This window comes from Candidatus Zixiibacteriota bacterium (assembly GCA_026397505.1).
GTDB lineage: Bacteria > Zixibacteria > MSB-5A5 > GN15 > PGXB01 > JAPLUR01.
In genome coordinates this window covers 15,253-31,384 of the sequence record JAPLUR010000069.1, presented here as the reverse complement: position 1 = coordinate 31,384, position 16,132 = coordinate 15,253, and the positions used below count along the sequence as shown (strand labels likewise).

The following is a 16,132-nucleotide window of genomic DNA, read 5'->3' as shown; positions in this document are numbered from 1 at the left end:
ACTTCCGAAAGCGCAAAGACTATGTTTCTCCTGCTAAAATCTAACTCGTTATACGACATTAGGTGTCTCCTTTTGAATCAGCTTGTAAATCTTAAGGATACACCTCTTGTCGTTTTTACACACTTATAAAGATATTACCGGATTCAGGCAAACGTCGCAAAATGTCCTTGACTAAGCGTAATAATTCCTTATATTTCAAATGATTAGAGGTACTTGCCGAAACCCGGCTACTGCAATACAGGCCCCTAGGCGTTACTTGATTATGGCAGCGTCTGTTATGTCGATTCATTTTCTCGTTTCACTTGTCGGAGTTTCTTCCCTGGCGACCATTATTTTTAATTTATTGGTAGTAGAGTCTTCCCTGCCAATACCGATTATCCGATTGGATACTGATAGAAATTGGTTAAAGAATATATTTCATCTATGAGAGGAGTTTCAGGTGTCAAAGAGATTGTTAACAGCCGTTTTGCTGCTTTTGATTCTCGCCGTTTCCGCTTCAGCCGGAGATCTATATAAGGTTCTTGTAAAAAGTGAGAGGGAGGCAGGGATTCTGACTGCCACCGGAGCGGAGCCGGTGCTGGTCATATCCGACGGATATCTGGTCATCGCGGATCCGGCGTCAGTTTCAAAATTGACGGATTCCGGACTGGAAATTGAGTTTTTGGCCCATGATATTTCCCGAAACCAATTGGCGGTTGACAATCGCCTTGACCGCGGAAATGTAGGCAAATTTCCTATTCTTTACGAGGAAGGAAATTTGAGAATGTTCAAAGCCGATCTGGCGGAGCTGTCCAGGGCCGGGCAGAGTCCCGAACTGGCCCCTATCCTGACCGGGAAAATCGATATCGAATATAGTGAACCGATGGCGCTCACTTTTGCTCCCCGCGCCGAGAGTATTGGCCTTGATTCTCTTATCGGGCTGGTCGAGCAGGATTCGCTGCTTGCCTTTACGACGCGTCTACAGGCCTTCTATCGCCGTTACGCAGGGACCGACTCCAATTATGCCTCACGCGACTGGATTGCCCAGAAATTCCAGTCATTTAATTATGACTCGATAGAGATAGACAGTTTCACGGCCACCGTGGGCGGCCTTCCGGCCGCCTGCCAGAATGTGGTGGCAGTCAAGACTGGCAGTCTCTATCCCGAACTTCAGATAATAGTCGGCGCTCATCGCGATGCCGTTTCAGCTTCACCCGGCGCCGATGACAACGGCTCCGGTACGGCGGCCGTTCTTGAGGTGGCAAGAATACTGAGGGATATCAATACTGATATTACATTTGTATTCATATTGTTTGATGCCGAAGAGCAGGGATTAGTGGGCGCCTATCACTATGTCAATGAGGCTAAAGCCCGCAGTGACAGCATCATTTATATGTTCAACATGGATATGATCGCCCATTTCGCCAACAGCACTCAGGCCAAATTATATCACGGAACCGACCAGACCTATTCCCTTCTCTGGCAGCATCTGGCCGATTCCCTGGTGGGAATATCGGGTTTCCTTTCGGGGAATAGCAGCGGCTCGGATCATTTCCCTTTCACGCAAAGCGGTTACCGCGCGACATTCGCGAGCGAATATATTTTCTCGACGGTCTATCACTCTCCGTCCGACAGCACGAAATACATGAATTTCGAATATATGACAGGCATGGTGCAGGCCTCACTGGCGACCGTGTACAGAGTCAATACCACTTACCTGCCGACCGGAACACTGCTCTTCTCATATCCTGTGGGCCTCCCGTCGGCACTCCCACCCGAAGCGACCACTTTGTTAGATATTTCCCTGGCAGGCACTTATGGAGAGATACCGGCCTCCGGCACCGGCCTGCTGCACTATTCAGTTAATGGCGGTGAGTATCAGACCGCGCCACTGACGGAGTTGTCCCCCGGAAACTATCAGGCGACGTTTCCCGCCGCCGGCTGTTACAGCAAGGTAGAATATTACTTCAGCATTCAGAACGGCTCAGGAGAAACATTCTCGGATCCGCGTGAGACTATTTTCCCCTATTCAGCATTAGTGGCCACGGAAAGCAATATTGTCTTTGCCGATAATTTTGAGACCGACAAAGGATGGACGGTCGGCGGTAACGCCACCGCCGGTCTCTGGAACCGCGGCTATCCGCTGGGCGGCGGTGATCGCGGCGACCCGCCCGCAGATTTCGACGGCTCCGGACAATGCGCCCTTACCGATAACCGCGACGGCGACACCGATGTCGACAACGGTGTCACCACTTATGCCTCCCCGACTTTCGACCTTTCCAACGGGTATGGCCGAATTCATTATGCCCGCTGGTTTTCAAACAACACCGGCAGTACTCCCAACACCGACTGGATGTATGTCTGGATTTCCAATAACAATGGGAGCAACTGGACCATGGTGGAGACTGTTGGACCGGTTTATCAGGCCAACGGCGGGTGGTACGAAAGATCATTTTGGGTCGGCGACTATCTGACACCCTCTTCACAGATGAAAATGCGTTTTGATGCTTCCGACCAGGGGTCGGCATCGTGCGTTGAAGCCGGCCTTGATGATTTCCAGGTTACCGCCTATTACTGCGTCACATTCACCTGCGGCGATCTTAACGACGACGGACTGATCAATATTCTTGATATCACCGCTCTGATCAACTTTCTCTATCGAGGCGGCACGCCGCCCGATCCAACGACTTCGGCTGATGTAAACGGCGACGGTATAGTAAATATTAAGGACATTACCCATCTGATCAATTTCCTTTACAAAGGAGGTTCGGCGCCTGCCTGTCCATAATCAGGCATCTGGCGCTTTATATCATATTTATCGATGGGTCGACGGCAATTTGGAGGAGCTATGAAATACAGGCGACTTTTATCCTTAGCCGCGGCAGTTCTGGGTTCTCTGTGCATGATATTTTCGGCCGTGGCGGTGCAGGACGAGGCCATCGTGGCGGAGCACAATGTCATCGCCTCCTTTGAGAGCATTCCCGCATCAGTAATCGAGCAGATAAAGACCGGCTACAGAATTTTCTACGGGCATACCTCGCATGGAAGCCAGATTGTCACCGGGATGGAGATGCTGCGAGACATCAACCCTCTTTATGATTTTAATAACGGTAAGGGAACTCTCTACATTCATGAATATGGCGACGACCTCGGCGGGCAGGGCGATACCACCTGGGTACCGCCGACGCGCGAGCATCTGGCCGAGCCGGGCGGCAACTATAATATCGTCATCTGGTCGTGGTGCGGCGGTGTGTCGGATAATACGGTCGAGGGAATAAATATCTATCTGAACGCCATCAATCAGCTCGAGCAGGAATATCCCAACGTTGTTTTTGTTTTTATGACCGGCCATCTTGACGGCGGCGGCCCGGCCGGTAATCTGTACCTTCGGAATAACCAAATCCGCGACTACTGTCGGAGTAACGACAAGATTCTCTTCGACTTTGCGGATATCGAGAGTTATGACCCTGATGGTACATACTATCCGGATGAAACCGATGCCTGCAATTGGTGTTCCGCCTGGTGCACGGGCCACACCTGCCCTTCCTGCGGCGGGTGCGCCCACTCACACTGTTTCAACTGCTTTCAGAAAGGGAAAGCATTCTGGTGGCTCATGGCGAAAGCGGCCGGATGGAACCAGGAACCCTCAACCTGCGGCGATATCAATGGTAATGGTTTTATAAATATCCAGGATATAACTCATCTTATTAATTTTATCTATCGTGGCGGCCCGGCGCCGGTGCCGCCTGCGACCGGAGATGTCAACAACAGCGGTGCAGCCAATATTCAGGATATCACTTATCTCATAAATTACCTTTATAAAGGCGGCCCGGAACCGGTTTGCCCATGACACTGTAATCCTGACTCGGGAAGAAATAATTACTCTTGACAGAATATAGCATTTTGTCTATATTAAAGGTGTAAGGAATGACTCATCTTCTTCCCTCGATGAGCGGACTTTCAGAAAGTATTACCGCCATGCTTTTTGATGATTTCAAGCCTGTCAAAGATGGGAGGTATCAAAATGGTCAGAAGACTTCTAAGGCAAGCAATCCTCATCACGGCCAGCCTGATTCTGGCTGCCGGAAATTATCTTTACGCCGGTGAAACCGCGGCCGGCACTCAATTGCCCGAATTGGTGACAATCCGCACCGCCTGCAACCGGATCACGCTCAATAATTGTGGCAATCTTGGGCACCAAGGGATGGGTGGTTACAATTTCAATTTCTTCAATGATTGCGACACCACCGAGAATTATGGTGGTCAGAATGATAATGCGACCATATATCTTTATGATGCCAGTCCCTTCTTGCTGCGTGTTAAGGGAAATAACCCCGGCGACACCATCCTGAACTCCTGCATTTATGATGCGGACTCGCTATACCGCAATGGCTTCCGGCCGGTTGGAGGGCTTACGGTTGATTCCAGTCAGCCGGACTACCAGTATGCTCAGGCGGAATTCATGAGCCATGATTCAGCTATCGCTGTGACGTGCGAATATTGGATGCCGTTGCATCCCGATACCTGCGGAATGCTTATTCAGAAGATGAGAGTATTTAATCGGACAGCGTCTGCACTTAGCAATGTGATGATCGGTGAGCTTATGGATTGGGATGTTCCTTCTGATTCAGACGTATCAGGCGTAGAAAATGGCTCCGAGTTTGATACCACGCGACAATTGATGTGGTGTTTCGGGGCCGAATACGGTCTGGATAGCATTGCCAATAATGATTGTGTTCCGGCAGACATGCGCGCGGGCGGCTTTGCCTATCTTAATGGCTATAAGCTACCGGCCTACAACTCGGCCGATCGGTTCGGCACTGTCACCGGCATGTTCACCGGTTTGGTCATTGACTGGATTTACCGGACTCATCCGACCGGCAACTTTATCCCACAGCAGTTGTACAACAAGTTGAATACCTTCAGCGGCTACCAGCCGTGGGTATCGACACAGCCGACCATGGAAGATTCGCTGTATCAGGATCTAATCCTGGTGGCCTACTTCGGTAAAAAGAATCTGGGTGTGAACGATACTCTGGTCTGGATCAAGGTTCTTGCGGCCGAGTATGATGGCGGCGCCTTGGGGCTTAAGGCCAGAGTGGACAAAGCGAAACAGTGGTGGAGAAACCGGTTCAATATTGCTCCAAAGGTAATCGACCCGGGTGAGAAGTGGGCGATGAGCGGCCATCCGATTAGTTTTACCGTCAGCAGTTTTGACCTTGACGGCGATCCTATCAATTTGACGGCAACCGGCTTGCCGGAGAGCTCGACCTTTACCGACAATGGAAATGGTACCGGGGCTTTCAACTGGACGCCTCCGGACAGTGGCCATTTCTCCTTTATGGTAACGGCCAGTGATGGCAAAGCGACCGGATCGCAGCTCATTAAAGTTACCGTTATTTATACCTGCTGTGTGGTGCCCGGCGATGCCAACCATGATGGTAAAGTCGACATTAGGGATATTACATGTATCCTTAATTTTATGTATCATTCTTGGGGATGCAATATTCCCTGTAAGGGCGGTCCCGGGAAGTATCCTGAAGCGGATGCCAACTGTAATGGGATAACCAACATTGCGGATGTGACTTATCTCATTAAATACTTATATGGGAGCGGTCCTGCTCCGATTTGCGGGCCAATGTGATGCGAACACCCAGGCCTATTTGATGGCTGAGTTGGCAATGCAAAAACCAGGTCAGGGGTGTGGCCCCCGACCTGAGTTATGTACTGAAGCTCTATGAAATGTCGGCCTAACCAGACCATATTGGCGATATCATTGGACAGCTTTTGAAACGGGCACAAGACTATCTCGTCCGATGAATTACGGAAGGAATGGGTTTTTGCTCACCGGCCGGAATTCAGCTTCTCCCTGAAATAAAACAATCGCGACTTGATTACTCTTCCGTCTTACCCGTAAGTCATTACAAAGCAATATATTATATTGTCATTACCTGCCTCGATCCGGATAAAAATGCAATTGTCAGTCAAATATTTAGCAAGTGTTCATTGGCTTTTTAAAAAGAGAAATTTTTCACAAAGTTTATAATTTCTCTTGTCAGCCCGAGGAAATATTATTATATATCCCACAATGAGTAATGCCGAGCATGACTTCGGATTTAGAAAACCCAACCAGTTGCAGATTGGTAACATTGGGTTAGAGAAACAGGATATTTGTAGTTCTAAATTACTGGATTGAGGTTTATGGCAAAAACTTCTCAAAAAATCGGTGACCAAGCCTTGCTGGAAAGGTCTCATTTTCAGCAATTGCTTGATGCTTTGGGCAAACGGGGATATAAAGTCGCCGCACCAACAGTCCGGGATAAGGCCATTGTCTATGATGAAGTGGCTTCCGTCGAAGAGCTTCCCATCGGCTGGACGGACGAGCAGAGCGGCGGCACATATCGCCTGAAAAAGCGGGATGAGCCTACTCTCTTTGGGTATGTCGTCGGCCCGCAGTCCTGGAAAAAGTATCTCTTTCCACCCGAAATTAAACTCTGGGAGGCCAAGAAGAGCTCTACCGGATTTCAGATTTCCTCGGAAAAAACGACTCCTCCAAAAATGGCGCTGGTGGGAGTCCGTGCCTGTGAATTGCAGGCTATCGCCATCCAGGACAAGGTTTTTTCGGAAGGGGAATATGTCGATCCTTTCTATCTGGCCCGCCGGAAGAATATCTTCATTCTGGCGGTCAACTGCACCCGCGCCGGCGAGAACTGCTTCTGTGCTTCCATGAAGACCGGCCCCAGGGCGGGCGCCGGATTTGACCTGGCGTTGACAGAGATTATAGACAGGAAAAACCATCATTTTGTGGTCGAAATCGGCACCGAATTGGGCGCCGAGATTCTCGCGGAAGTCTCCTGCGAAAAGGCCGGCGAGGAAATCACGGCGGCGGCCGAAAAGGCGATCGCCCAGGCCTCCAAACAGATGGGCAAGACCATGGACACTACCGAGATAAAGCAGCTTCTTTTCCGCAATCTGGAGAATCCGCGGTGGGATGAGGTGGCCGAACGGTGTCTGGGCTGCTGCAATTGCACGATGGTTTGCCCCACCTGCTTCTGCATGAATGTCGAAGATTACACCGACCTGAAAGGGGCGACGGCCGAACGACGCCGCAAATGGGATTCCTGCTTCACCGTGGATCATTCATATATTCATGGCGGCAGTATAAGAAATTCGAGTAAGTCTCGTTATCGCCAGTGGCTGACTCACAAACTGGCGTACTGGATTGACCAGTTCGGGACTTCCGGTTGTGTTGGATGCGGGCGCTGTATTACCTGGTGCCCGGTAGGAATTGACATTACGGAGGAGGTCCGGGCCATTCGCGAAAGCGCCCTGGTCGGCACTTCCGCTGTTTCAATGAAGGAGAAAAGTCATGGAAAACCTTGAACCTCTCTTGGCCGGACATCCATTCTTTCAGGGTCTGGACCTGAAGCATCTTAAGGTGCTGGTGGGATGCGCTACCAATGTCGTTTTCAATTCGGGGCAGTTCGTTTTTCGCGAGGGAGAGGATGCCAATCAGTTTTTTGTTATCCGACAGGGCAAGGTCGTCGTGGAAACCTTCTCGCCGGTCAAAGGCGCCATCCCGATTCATACCCGCGGACAGGGTGAGGCTCTGGGCTGGTCGTGGCTGATTCCGCCATATAAATGGCATTTCGACGCCCGCGCTTATGAACTGACCCGGGCCATTGCCCTCGACGGGAAATGCCTTCGCGAAAAGTGCGAGGCTGACCACGAGTTCGGCTATGAGATAATGAAGCGCGTCGCGCGAGTCATCGCCGAACGCCTCGAAGCCTGCAGAGTACAGCTTCTGGATGTATATGGCGACCAAGGATGAAAGGCAGATAACCATGGGTGATATAAACAGTAATCCGATGCTTCCCGAAATGTACAGCCTCCAGCGGATGCGTAAGGAGACTTACGACACCTTTACCATGGAACTGGAGCCGACCAGTGGGAGCCGGGGAATATCCTATAAACCCGGGCAGTTCAATATGCTCTATGTTTATGGCATCGGTGAAGTCCCAATTTCTATCAGCGGCGACCCGGCCGTACATAGAACCCTGGTCCATACGACCCGGGCGGTTGGGACGGTGACCAAAGCCATGTGGCTGCTCAAGCGGGGCGATCAGCTGGGTGTCCGGGGACCTTTCGGCAACTCCTGGCCGGTGGAAGAATCGAACGGGCGGGATGTGGTCATCGTGGCCGGCGGAATCGGCCTGGCCCCCCTGCGGCCGGTGATTTATCAGCTTTTGAGCGAGCGTTTCAAGTACGGCAAGGTGGTGCTTCTCTATGGAGCGCGCACCCCGGAGGACCTGCTCTATCGACAAGAGCTGGAACAGTGGCGGGCCCGTTTCGATCTGGATGTGCATGTTTCGGTCGATCGTGCCTCAGGAAACTGGCAGGGCAATGTGGGGGTGGTTACCACTCTCATTCCCAATGCGCAATTTGATCCCATGCATACTCTGGCCATGGTCTGCGGGCCGGAAATCATGATGCGGTTCACGGTTCTGGAATTACAGAAACGCGGCATCGCATTGGATAAGATTTATGTTTCGGCGGAGCGGAACATGAAATGCGGCATAGGTCAATGCGGGCATTGTCAGTACGGACAGGCCTTTGTCTGCAAGGACGGTCCCGTATTCCGATTTGACACGATTGCTGACCTTTTTACGAAGCGAGAAATTTGATATGACCCATAAACGCAAACCAAAACTGGCTGTCTGGAAATTCGCATCCTGCGACGGCTGCCAATTGAGCCTCCTCGATTGCGAGGATGAGCTTCTGGCCGTGGCCGGCGAAATTGAGATCGCCAACTTCCCCGAGGCCTCGCGCGCTGTCGTGGGAAGGTCGTACGATCTCTCGCTGGTTGAAGGATCTATCACCACGCCTCACGATGCGGAACGGATTCATCGGATCCGCCGCTCCTCGAAAGTCCTGGTGACCATCGGCGCCTGTGCCACCACCGGCGGCATTCAGGCCCTGCGAAATTTCAAAGACGTGAAAGAATTCACCTCTATCGTCTATGCCTATCCGGAGTATATCGAAACCCTTCACAAGTCGACCCCTATCAGCGATCATGTCAAGGTCGACTTCGAACTGAACGGCTGTCCCATCAATAAAATGCAGCTGGTGGAGGTCCTCTGCGCCTATTTGAACGGTCGCAAGCCGAATACGCCGCGTCACAGTGTCTGCATGCAGTGCAAGGCTCGCGGCCATGTTTGTGTCATGGTCGCCCACGGCACACCCTGTCTCGGTCCGGTGACGCATGCCGGATGTGATGCCATTTGCCCGGGATATGATCGCGGTTGCTACGGCTGTTTCGGCCCCAAAGAGTCTCCCAATACACGGTCTCTGGGTCGCCAATGGGGCAAAATGGGCGTTTCCGACCCCAACCTGGTGCGCGCTTTCCGCAGTTTCAATGCCTACTCTGACGCTTTTCGCAAGGAGAGTGAATTCCATGAGAAGTAGAACTATCAAGGTTGATTATCTGGCCCGGGTGGAGGGTGAGGGCGGGCTGTATGTCAAGATAAAGAATCGCGCGGTGGTGGATGTTAAATTGCGCATTTTCGAGCCGCCCCGTTTCTTCGAGGCTTTTTTGAGAGGACGCAACCATAGCGAAGCCCCCGATATTACCGCCCGCATTTGCGGTATCTGCCCGATTGCCTATCAAACCAGCTCCGTGACGGCGATGGAAAATGCTTTCGGAGTGAAAGTGGAGGGTCAGCTGCGGGCATTGCGGCGTCTCATCTACTGCGGCGAATATATCGAAAGCCATGTTCTGCATGTCTATCTTCTGCATGCCCCCGATTTTCTGGGTTATGAAGATGCCATCAGAATGGCCAAGGATTTCCCCGATGCGGTTAAAAATGCTCTGAAGCTGAAAAAAATCGGCAACGATTTGATGACTCTTGTCGGCGGCCGCGAAATCCATCCCATCAATATGAAGGTGGGCGGATTCTATAAGGTGCCCAACAAGAAGGAACTGGAGACTTTCGTTGAACCGCTGAAATGGGCCAGAGATGCCGCTCTGGAAACGGTCAAGCTTGTCGCCACCTTTGATTTCCCGGAACTGGAGCAGGATTATGAATTTGTCGCGCTGCGCCATCCCGATGAATATCCTCTGTTCGATGGACGTCTGGTTTCCAACAAAGGGCTGGATATTCCGATCGCCGATTTTGAGAAGCACTTTGAGGAACTCCATGTCGAGCATTCGACTTCTCTGCATTGTGTACACAAGGAGCACGGTTCTTATTTGGTCGGCCCGCTGGCCCGCTACGCCCTGAATTTTGACAAACTGACCCCCTCGGCACAGCAGGCGGCGCGGGCGGCCAAACTGGATGAAGTATGCCGTAATCCATTCAAGAGCATTATTGTTCGCAGTGTCGAAACGGTCTATGCCTGCGAAGAGGCTCTCCGAATCATCAAAGAGTACGAAAAACCGGAGAAGCCGGCCATTGACATCGTACCGAAAGCAGGTATCGGATGCGGCTGCTCGGAAGCCCCCAGGGGAATCCTCTATCACCGTTATCGCCTCGACGAGAACGGCGTGATTCTGGATGCCAAGATTGTTCCGCCGACTTCCCAGAATCAGGGAATCATCGAAAGTGACCTGCGCGAGTTTGTCAGCAGGAATCTGGCCCTGTCCAACGAGAAGCTGACCTGGCAGTGCGAGCAGGCAATCAGAAATTATGACCCCTGTATTTCCTGTTCCTGCCATTTCCTGAAATTGCATATTGAACGGGAATAAGGGCGGTTGAAATGAAATCCGAAGGGGTTTCCGAAAAAAAACCCCGACTGCTTCTTATCGGCGTGGGCAATCAATACCGCAAGGATGATGCAGCAGGTTTGATAGTTGTCCGGAGTCTGAAGAATCAGGCTCCGGCTTTCCTTGAAATTATTGAGGAAAGCGGTGAAGGGGCGAGTCTGATGGAGCGATGGCGGGAAGTTGATGGTGTCATTATGGTTGATGCGGTCAGTTCCGGCGCTCCTCCGGGGACCATTCACCGGCTGGACGCCCGCCGTCAATCGATCCCGACCGATTTCTTTTCCTATTCCACCCATGCCTTCAGCGTGGCCGAGGCGGTAGAGATGGCCCGTATCCTGGACCAGTTGCCGCCGCGGATGATTATCTATGGAATTGAGGGGGAATCTTTTAAATTTGGGACAGGGCTCTCCCCCGCTCTGGAATCGGCCGTACCGCAGGTTGCGGAATCAATTCTGAATGACGTAGAGATAATGTCCAAAGAAACAGAGCGGAAGCAAGAAAGGCTCTGAGGAAAAATGGCATCTGCCGGCAAGAAAAGAAAGATAGCGGTTTGGCTCATACAGAACAGCAAATATGTCTAAGGAGACTCCGTATCACGGTGCGCGGCGCGGTACAAGGAGTGGGTTTTCGCCCCTTCGTATTTCGCCTTGCCACCGAGCTGGAACTGACCGGCTGGGTGAATAATTCCGCCCGGGGCGTCACCATTGAACTGGAAGGCCCCGAGAATAGACTCGAGCGATTCCTCCTGCGAGTCGGACCGGAAAAACCGCCGCGGTCGTTTATCCAGAGTCTTGAATATTCTTATCTCGACCCAAGCCATTATAAGAGCTTTGAAATCCACGAAAGTGATCAGACCGGTGACAAAACGGCTCTCATCCTGCCCGATATTGCAACCTGCCCTGACTGTCTCAATGATATGCGGGATTCTAAGAACCGGCGTTATCTTTATCCTTTCACCAATTGTACCAATTGCGGCCCCCGCTACAGCATTATTTCGGCCCTGCCGTACGATCGCCCCAATACGACCATGTCCTATTTTGTCATGTGTGAGGAATGTCGGGACGAATATGAAAACCCGCGAAATCGCCGTTTCCATGCCCAACCCAATGCCTGCCCGAAATGCGGCCCGCATATTGAACTATGGGATGCTAAAGGTAAAGTGGAACAAAGCAGTCACGCGGCGCTGTTGGCGGCTGCAGAGGGAATCAGAAACGGACATATCGTGGCTGTAAAAGGGATTGGTGGATTTCATTTAATGGTGGATGCTCGCAATGATGAGGCGGTAATAGGACTGCGGCAAAGGAAGGGGCGCGAGGAGAAGCCTTTCGCCCTGATGTATCCGTCGCTGGAAGCGGCGCGAAGGGAATGCCATGTCTCCGACCTGGAGGCTCGACTATTGCTTTCTCCCGAATCACCCATTGTCCTTTTGAAACGACATGCGCCCGCTGACACCGCGGTCGGAAGTATTTCGTCTTCGATTGCCCCTGGGAATCCCCACCTGGGGATCATGCTGCCCTACTCACCCCTGCACCATATCTTAATGGATGAACTTGGTTTCCCTATCGTCGCCACCAGCGGAAATATTTCGGACGAACCGATTTGCACCGATGAAAGAGAGGCTCTGGCACGGCTGGGTGGCATTGCCGAGTTATTTCTAGCACATAACCGCCCTATTGCCCGACCGATTGATGATTCGGTGGTAAGAGTAATGATGGGACGGGAAATGGTCATCCGCCGGGCGCGGGGATATGCCCCTCTGCCGGTGCCACTCAAAAAAGAGATGCCCCGAATTTTCGCCGTGGGCGCACATCTCAAAAATACCATAGCTATTTCCATCGGAAAAGAAGCATTTATCAGCCAGCATATCGGCGATCTGGAGACGGCTCAGGCCTATGAAGCATTTGAAAATGCCGGCGCCGATTTTCGCAAGCTTTACGATTTCGCCCCGAAAATGCTCGCCTCCGATCTGCATCCCGGCTACCTCTCTTCCCAGTTTGCCGAAAAACAGGGATTACCAGTGGTACACGTTCAGCACCATTATGCCCATATTCTTTCCTGCATGGCGGAAAACGAAATCACTCCTCCGGTTCTGGGCGTTTCATGGGACGGCACCGGACTCGGCACCGACGGCACTATCTGGGGCGGCGAATTTCTGGAAATATCGGAATATGGCTTCCGGAGGGCGGGATATTTCCGCACCTTTCCCCTCCCGGGAGGTGATAAGGCAATCAGAGAACCAAGGCGTACAGCTCTGGGGCTTTTATTTGAGATGTATGGGGGGAAAATGCCGGAGCAATTGAATATGCCTTCTATTGCCGCCTTTACTTCTCAGGAAATGGCAATTCTGAAGCAGATGCTTGAAAAGTCAATCAACTCGCATTATACTTCCAGCGCCGGACGGCTCTTTGATGCGGTCGCCTCCATAATAGGAATCAGGCAGGAGACAAAGTATGAAGGACAGGCAGCTATGGAACTGGAATATGCACTTGATGGATTTGACACCGAAGCATCATATCCTTTCCTGATTGATTGTAATTCGGAAACCAAAATAATCGACTGGCAGCCAATGATAGAAGAGGTGATTAAAGATCGGCGCAGTGATGCTCCCGGCGGTCTGATAGCGGCCAGGTTTCATAATACGATGGTCGAAATAATTGTGGAAATGGCCCGAAGCAGCGGTGAAAAAAGGGTTGTTCTCAGCGGCGGTTGTTTTCAGAATCGCTACCTGACAGAGCGGGCGGTCACCCGGCTTCGAGCCGAAGGATTTCTCCCCTGCTGGCATCAGAGAATCCCCCCTAATGACGGCGGCATCGCTCTGGGGCAAATAGTGGCGGCGGCGATGGCGGATTCAAAGGAAGGAAATGAATAAATGTGTTTAGCAATTCCCGGCAAGGTGTTAAGTATTACCGGTGATGATCCTCTGACACGAACCGGACGGGTCAGTTTTGGCGGCACTATCAGAGAGGTCAATTTAACCTGTGTGCCTGAAGCCAACGTCGATGATTATGTCCTGGTTCATGTCGGGGTGGCGATAAGTGTTATCGACGAACAGGAGGCCGAACAGGTCTTCGAGTACCTGGCCGAAATTGAGAGATTATCCGATTCCGGAGACGAGAAACAGTGAAGTATCTCGATGAATATCGTGATGGCCGGGCCGCCCGGGAATTTGCCAAAGCCATCGCTCGAGTTGTCACCCGTCCCTGGATCATTATGGAGGTCTGCGGGGGACAAACCCATGCCATTGTCAAATTCGGCGTGGATGAACTTCTGCCCAAAGAAATCACTCTCCTGCACGGCCCCGGCTGTCCGGTCTGCGTCACGCCGGTGGAGTTGATCGATAAAGCGGTCGAAATCGCCTCGCGACCCGGAGTGATTTTTGCCTCCTTCGGCGATATGCTCAGAGTGCCGGGCACGTCCGGAGACCTCCTTTCGGTCAAGGCTTCCGGGGGGGATGTCCGGATTGTCTATTCTCCGCTGGACGCCCTCAAGATTGCCCGGGAGAATCCCGAAAAGGAAATAGTTTTCTTTGCCGTCGGTTTTGAAACGACCGCTCCGGCTAATGCCATGGCCGCAGTCCAGGCGAAGCAGATGGAGCTGAAAAACTTCTCGCTGTTGGTGTCCCATGTTCTGGTCCCCCCTGCCATCGAGGCGATTCTCTCTTTCTCCGATAATCGTGTTCAGGGTTTCCTGGCTGCCGGGCATGTCTGCGCGGTCATGGGATATACCGAATATGAACCGATCGCAAGTAATTATCATGTCCCCATTATAGTCGCCGGATTCGAGCCGGTGGATATCCTTCAGGGAATTTATATGTGTGTCCGCCAACTGGAGGAAGGGCGCGCAACAGTGGAAAATCAATACTCCCGGGTTGTGAATCGCGCCGGCAACCTGCCGGCTCAGAAATTGATGAGAGAAGTATTTCGGGTCATCCCGAGAAAATGGCGCGGCATCGGGGAAATTCCTTTCAGCGGTCTGGGTCTTGAGGGCGAGTATAAATTCTTTGATGCCGAACTCCGTTTCGACCTGGCCGGCAGATCGGTCGAGGAAGCCTCGGAGTGCATCAGCGGTCTGATTCTGCGCGGGGTAAAGAAACCTCCGGAATGCCCGGCCTTTGCCGCCCGTTGCAATCCCGAGCATCCGCTGGGGGCGACCATGGTCTCTTCCGAAGGGGCCTGTGCGGCATATTACCGTTACCGCCGTTTTCAACCTCTATCGGATAATTCAATTATAGGATAAAGAATCTGATGACCGAAAAGAAGGATTTCCAGCTTTCCTGCCCGATCCCGATATCGGAATACCCACATATCCTTCTCGCCCATGGGGGCGGCGGCCGACTGATGCATCAGTTGCTGGAGAAGATAATTGTCCCGGCATTCAGTAACGAAGCTCTCGAGGCGCGCCATGATGGAGCAGTTTTGAATCTGCAGAATACCCGACTCGCCTTTACGACCGATTCCTACGTCGTCAAGCCGCTTTTCTTCCCCGGTGGGGATATCGGAGCGCTGGCGGTTTATGGAACGGTCAATGACCTGGCGATGTGCGGCGCTCGCCCTCTTTATCTGAGCGTCGGATTTATTCTGGAGGAAGGACTGCCGATGGAAACATTCTGGAAGGTGGTTCAATCAATTCGGAAGGCCGCCGAAACAGCCGGGGTGCAGATCGTTACGGGTGATACGAAAGTTGTTGACCACGGCAAAGGAGACGGGATTTTCGTCAATACCGCCGGCATCGGGATAATTGCTAGAAATATCAATATCTCTCCTGCCGGAGTTAAGGTGGGAGATGTGGTCCTTCTCAGCGGCGATATCGGCCGCCACGGTATGGCTATAATGGCTGCCCGGGAGGGTCTGGCTTTTGAGTCAACTATCGAAAGCGACTGCGCGCCTTTATCCGAGCCGGTTATGAACCTGCTCGCGGCGGGAATAGAAATTCGCTGCCTCCGCGACCTGACCCGCGGCGGTCTGGCCAGCGCCCTGGTCGAGATTGCCGAAACATCAAAATGCCATATTGAGATTGAGGAGACGGCTATCCCGGTTCAGGAGAATGTTAAAGGGGCCTGTGAAATTCTTGGTCTGGATCCCCTATACGTGGCCAACGAGGGGCGCATGGTGGTTTTTGTGAGGGCTGCCGATGCGGAAAAAGCGTTGGCCCTCCTGCGGGCGCACCCATGCGGAGCCCATGCAGCCATTATTGGCCACGTTCACCAAGCGCCGGCATCGATGGTCACGATGAAAAGCAGGATTGGCGCCAGCCGTATTGTCGATATGATTAGCGGCGAACAATTACCGCGAATCTGCTAACTCATTTTGCGCCCTTCTCTTCAGTAAATCCATTTTGGGGGCATTTTCTCACCTTGCAAGGAAATTCGGGAATTAATTGGCCCCACTGCCA

13 protein-coding genes are annotated in these 16,132 nt (G+C 52.1%); all 13 read left to right on the top strand.

The window, feature by feature from the left end:
- Positions 1-439: 439 nt before the first annotated feature.
- The 13 genes from NT002_07505 (at position 440) to hypE (ending at position 16,041) form a co-directional block, all read left to right on the top strand.
- Positions 440-2,767 carry a M28 family peptidase gene (locus NT002_07505; GenBank protein MCX6829117.1) on the top strand — a complete coding sequence of 776 codons (2,328 nt, stop codon included), beginning with the start codon at positions 440-442 and terminating at the stop codon, positions 2,765-2,767.
- Positions 2,768-2,827: 60 nt separating this feature from the next.
- Positions 2,828-3,829 carry a dockerin type I domain-containing protein gene (locus tag NT002_07500; GenBank protein MCX6829116.1) on the top strand — a complete coding sequence of 334 codons (1,002 nt, stop codon included), beginning with the start codon at positions 2,828-2,830 and terminating at the stop codon, positions 3,827-3,829.
- Positions 3,830-4,003: 174 nt separating this feature from the next.
- Entirely contained in the window at positions 4,004-5,623 is a 1,620-nt protein-coding gene (locus tag NT002_07495) for a hypothetical protein (protein ID MCX6829115.1), read from the top strand.
- A 557-nt stretch (positions 5,624-6,180) separates the two neighbouring features.
- Complete coding sequence (locus tag NT002_07490) at positions 6,181-7,362, top strand: 4Fe-4S dicluster domain-containing protein (GenBank protein MCX6829114.1); 1,182 nt, start codon at positions 6,181-6,183, stop codon at positions 7,360-7,362.
- On the top strand, positions 7,349-7,810 hold the full coding sequence (locus tag NT002_07485; protein ID MCX6829113.1) for a cyclic nucleotide-binding domain-containing protein: 462 nt from the start codon (positions 7,349-7,351) through the stop codon (positions 7,808-7,810). The genes NT002_07490 and NT002_07485 overlap by 14 nt, the downstream gene beginning before the upstream one ends.
- Positions 7,794-8,663, top strand: coding sequence for an FAD/NAD(P)-binding protein (locus NT002_07480; protein ID MCX6829112.1), 870 nt, complete (start codon positions 7,794-7,796; stop codon positions 8,661-8,663). Before NT002_07485 ends, NT002_07480 begins: the two co-directional genes overlap by 17 nt.
- Before the next feature lies 1 nt (position 8,664).
- Complete coding sequence (locus tag NT002_07475) at positions 8,665-9,444, top strand: oxidoreductase (protein MCX6829111.1); 780 nt, start codon at positions 8,665-8,667, stop codon at positions 9,442-9,444.
- Positions 9,434-10,723: a Ni/Fe hydrogenase subunit alpha gene (locus NT002_07470; protein ID MCX6829110.1), complete on the top strand. Its 1,290-nt coding sequence runs from the start codon at positions 9,434-9,436 to the stop codon at positions 10,721-10,723. Before NT002_07475 ends, NT002_07470 begins: the two co-directional genes overlap by 11 nt.
- Positions 10,724-10,734: 11 nt before the next feature.
- Positions 10,735-11,250, top strand: a complete 516-nt coding sequence (locus tag NT002_07465) for a hydrogenase maturation protease (protein MCX6829109.1) — start codon at positions 10,735-10,737, stop codon at positions 11,248-11,250.
- A gap of 89 nt (positions 11,251-11,339) precedes the next feature.
- On the top strand, positions 11,340-13,610 hold the full coding sequence (gene hypF / locus NT002_07460) for a carbamoyltransferase HypF (protein MCX6829108.1): 2,271 nt from the start codon (positions 11,340-11,342) through the stop codon (positions 13,608-13,610).
- The gene (locus NT002_07455) at positions 13,611-13,865 is read left to right on the top strand and encodes a HypC/HybG/HupF family hydrogenase formation chaperone (protein MCX6829107.1); all 255 of its coding nucleotides are present in this window, start codon (positions 13,611-13,613) and stop codon (positions 13,863-13,865) included.
- The gene (gene hypD, locus NT002_07450) at positions 13,862-14,977 is read left to right on the top strand and encodes a hydrogenase formation protein HypD (protein MCX6829106.1); all 1,116 of its coding nucleotides are present in this window, start codon (positions 13,862-13,864) and stop codon (positions 14,975-14,977) included. Before NT002_07455 ends, hypD begins: the two co-directional genes overlap by 4 nt.
- An 8-nt stretch (positions 14,978-14,985) precedes the next feature.
- Positions 14,986-16,041 (top strand): hydrogenase expression/formation protein HypE, encoded by a 1,056-nt coding sequence (gene hypE, locus NT002_07445; GenBank protein ID MCX6829105.1) that lies wholly within the window; start codon positions 14,986-14,988, stop codon positions 16,039-16,041.
- Positions 16,042-16,132: the final 91 nt, after the last annotated feature.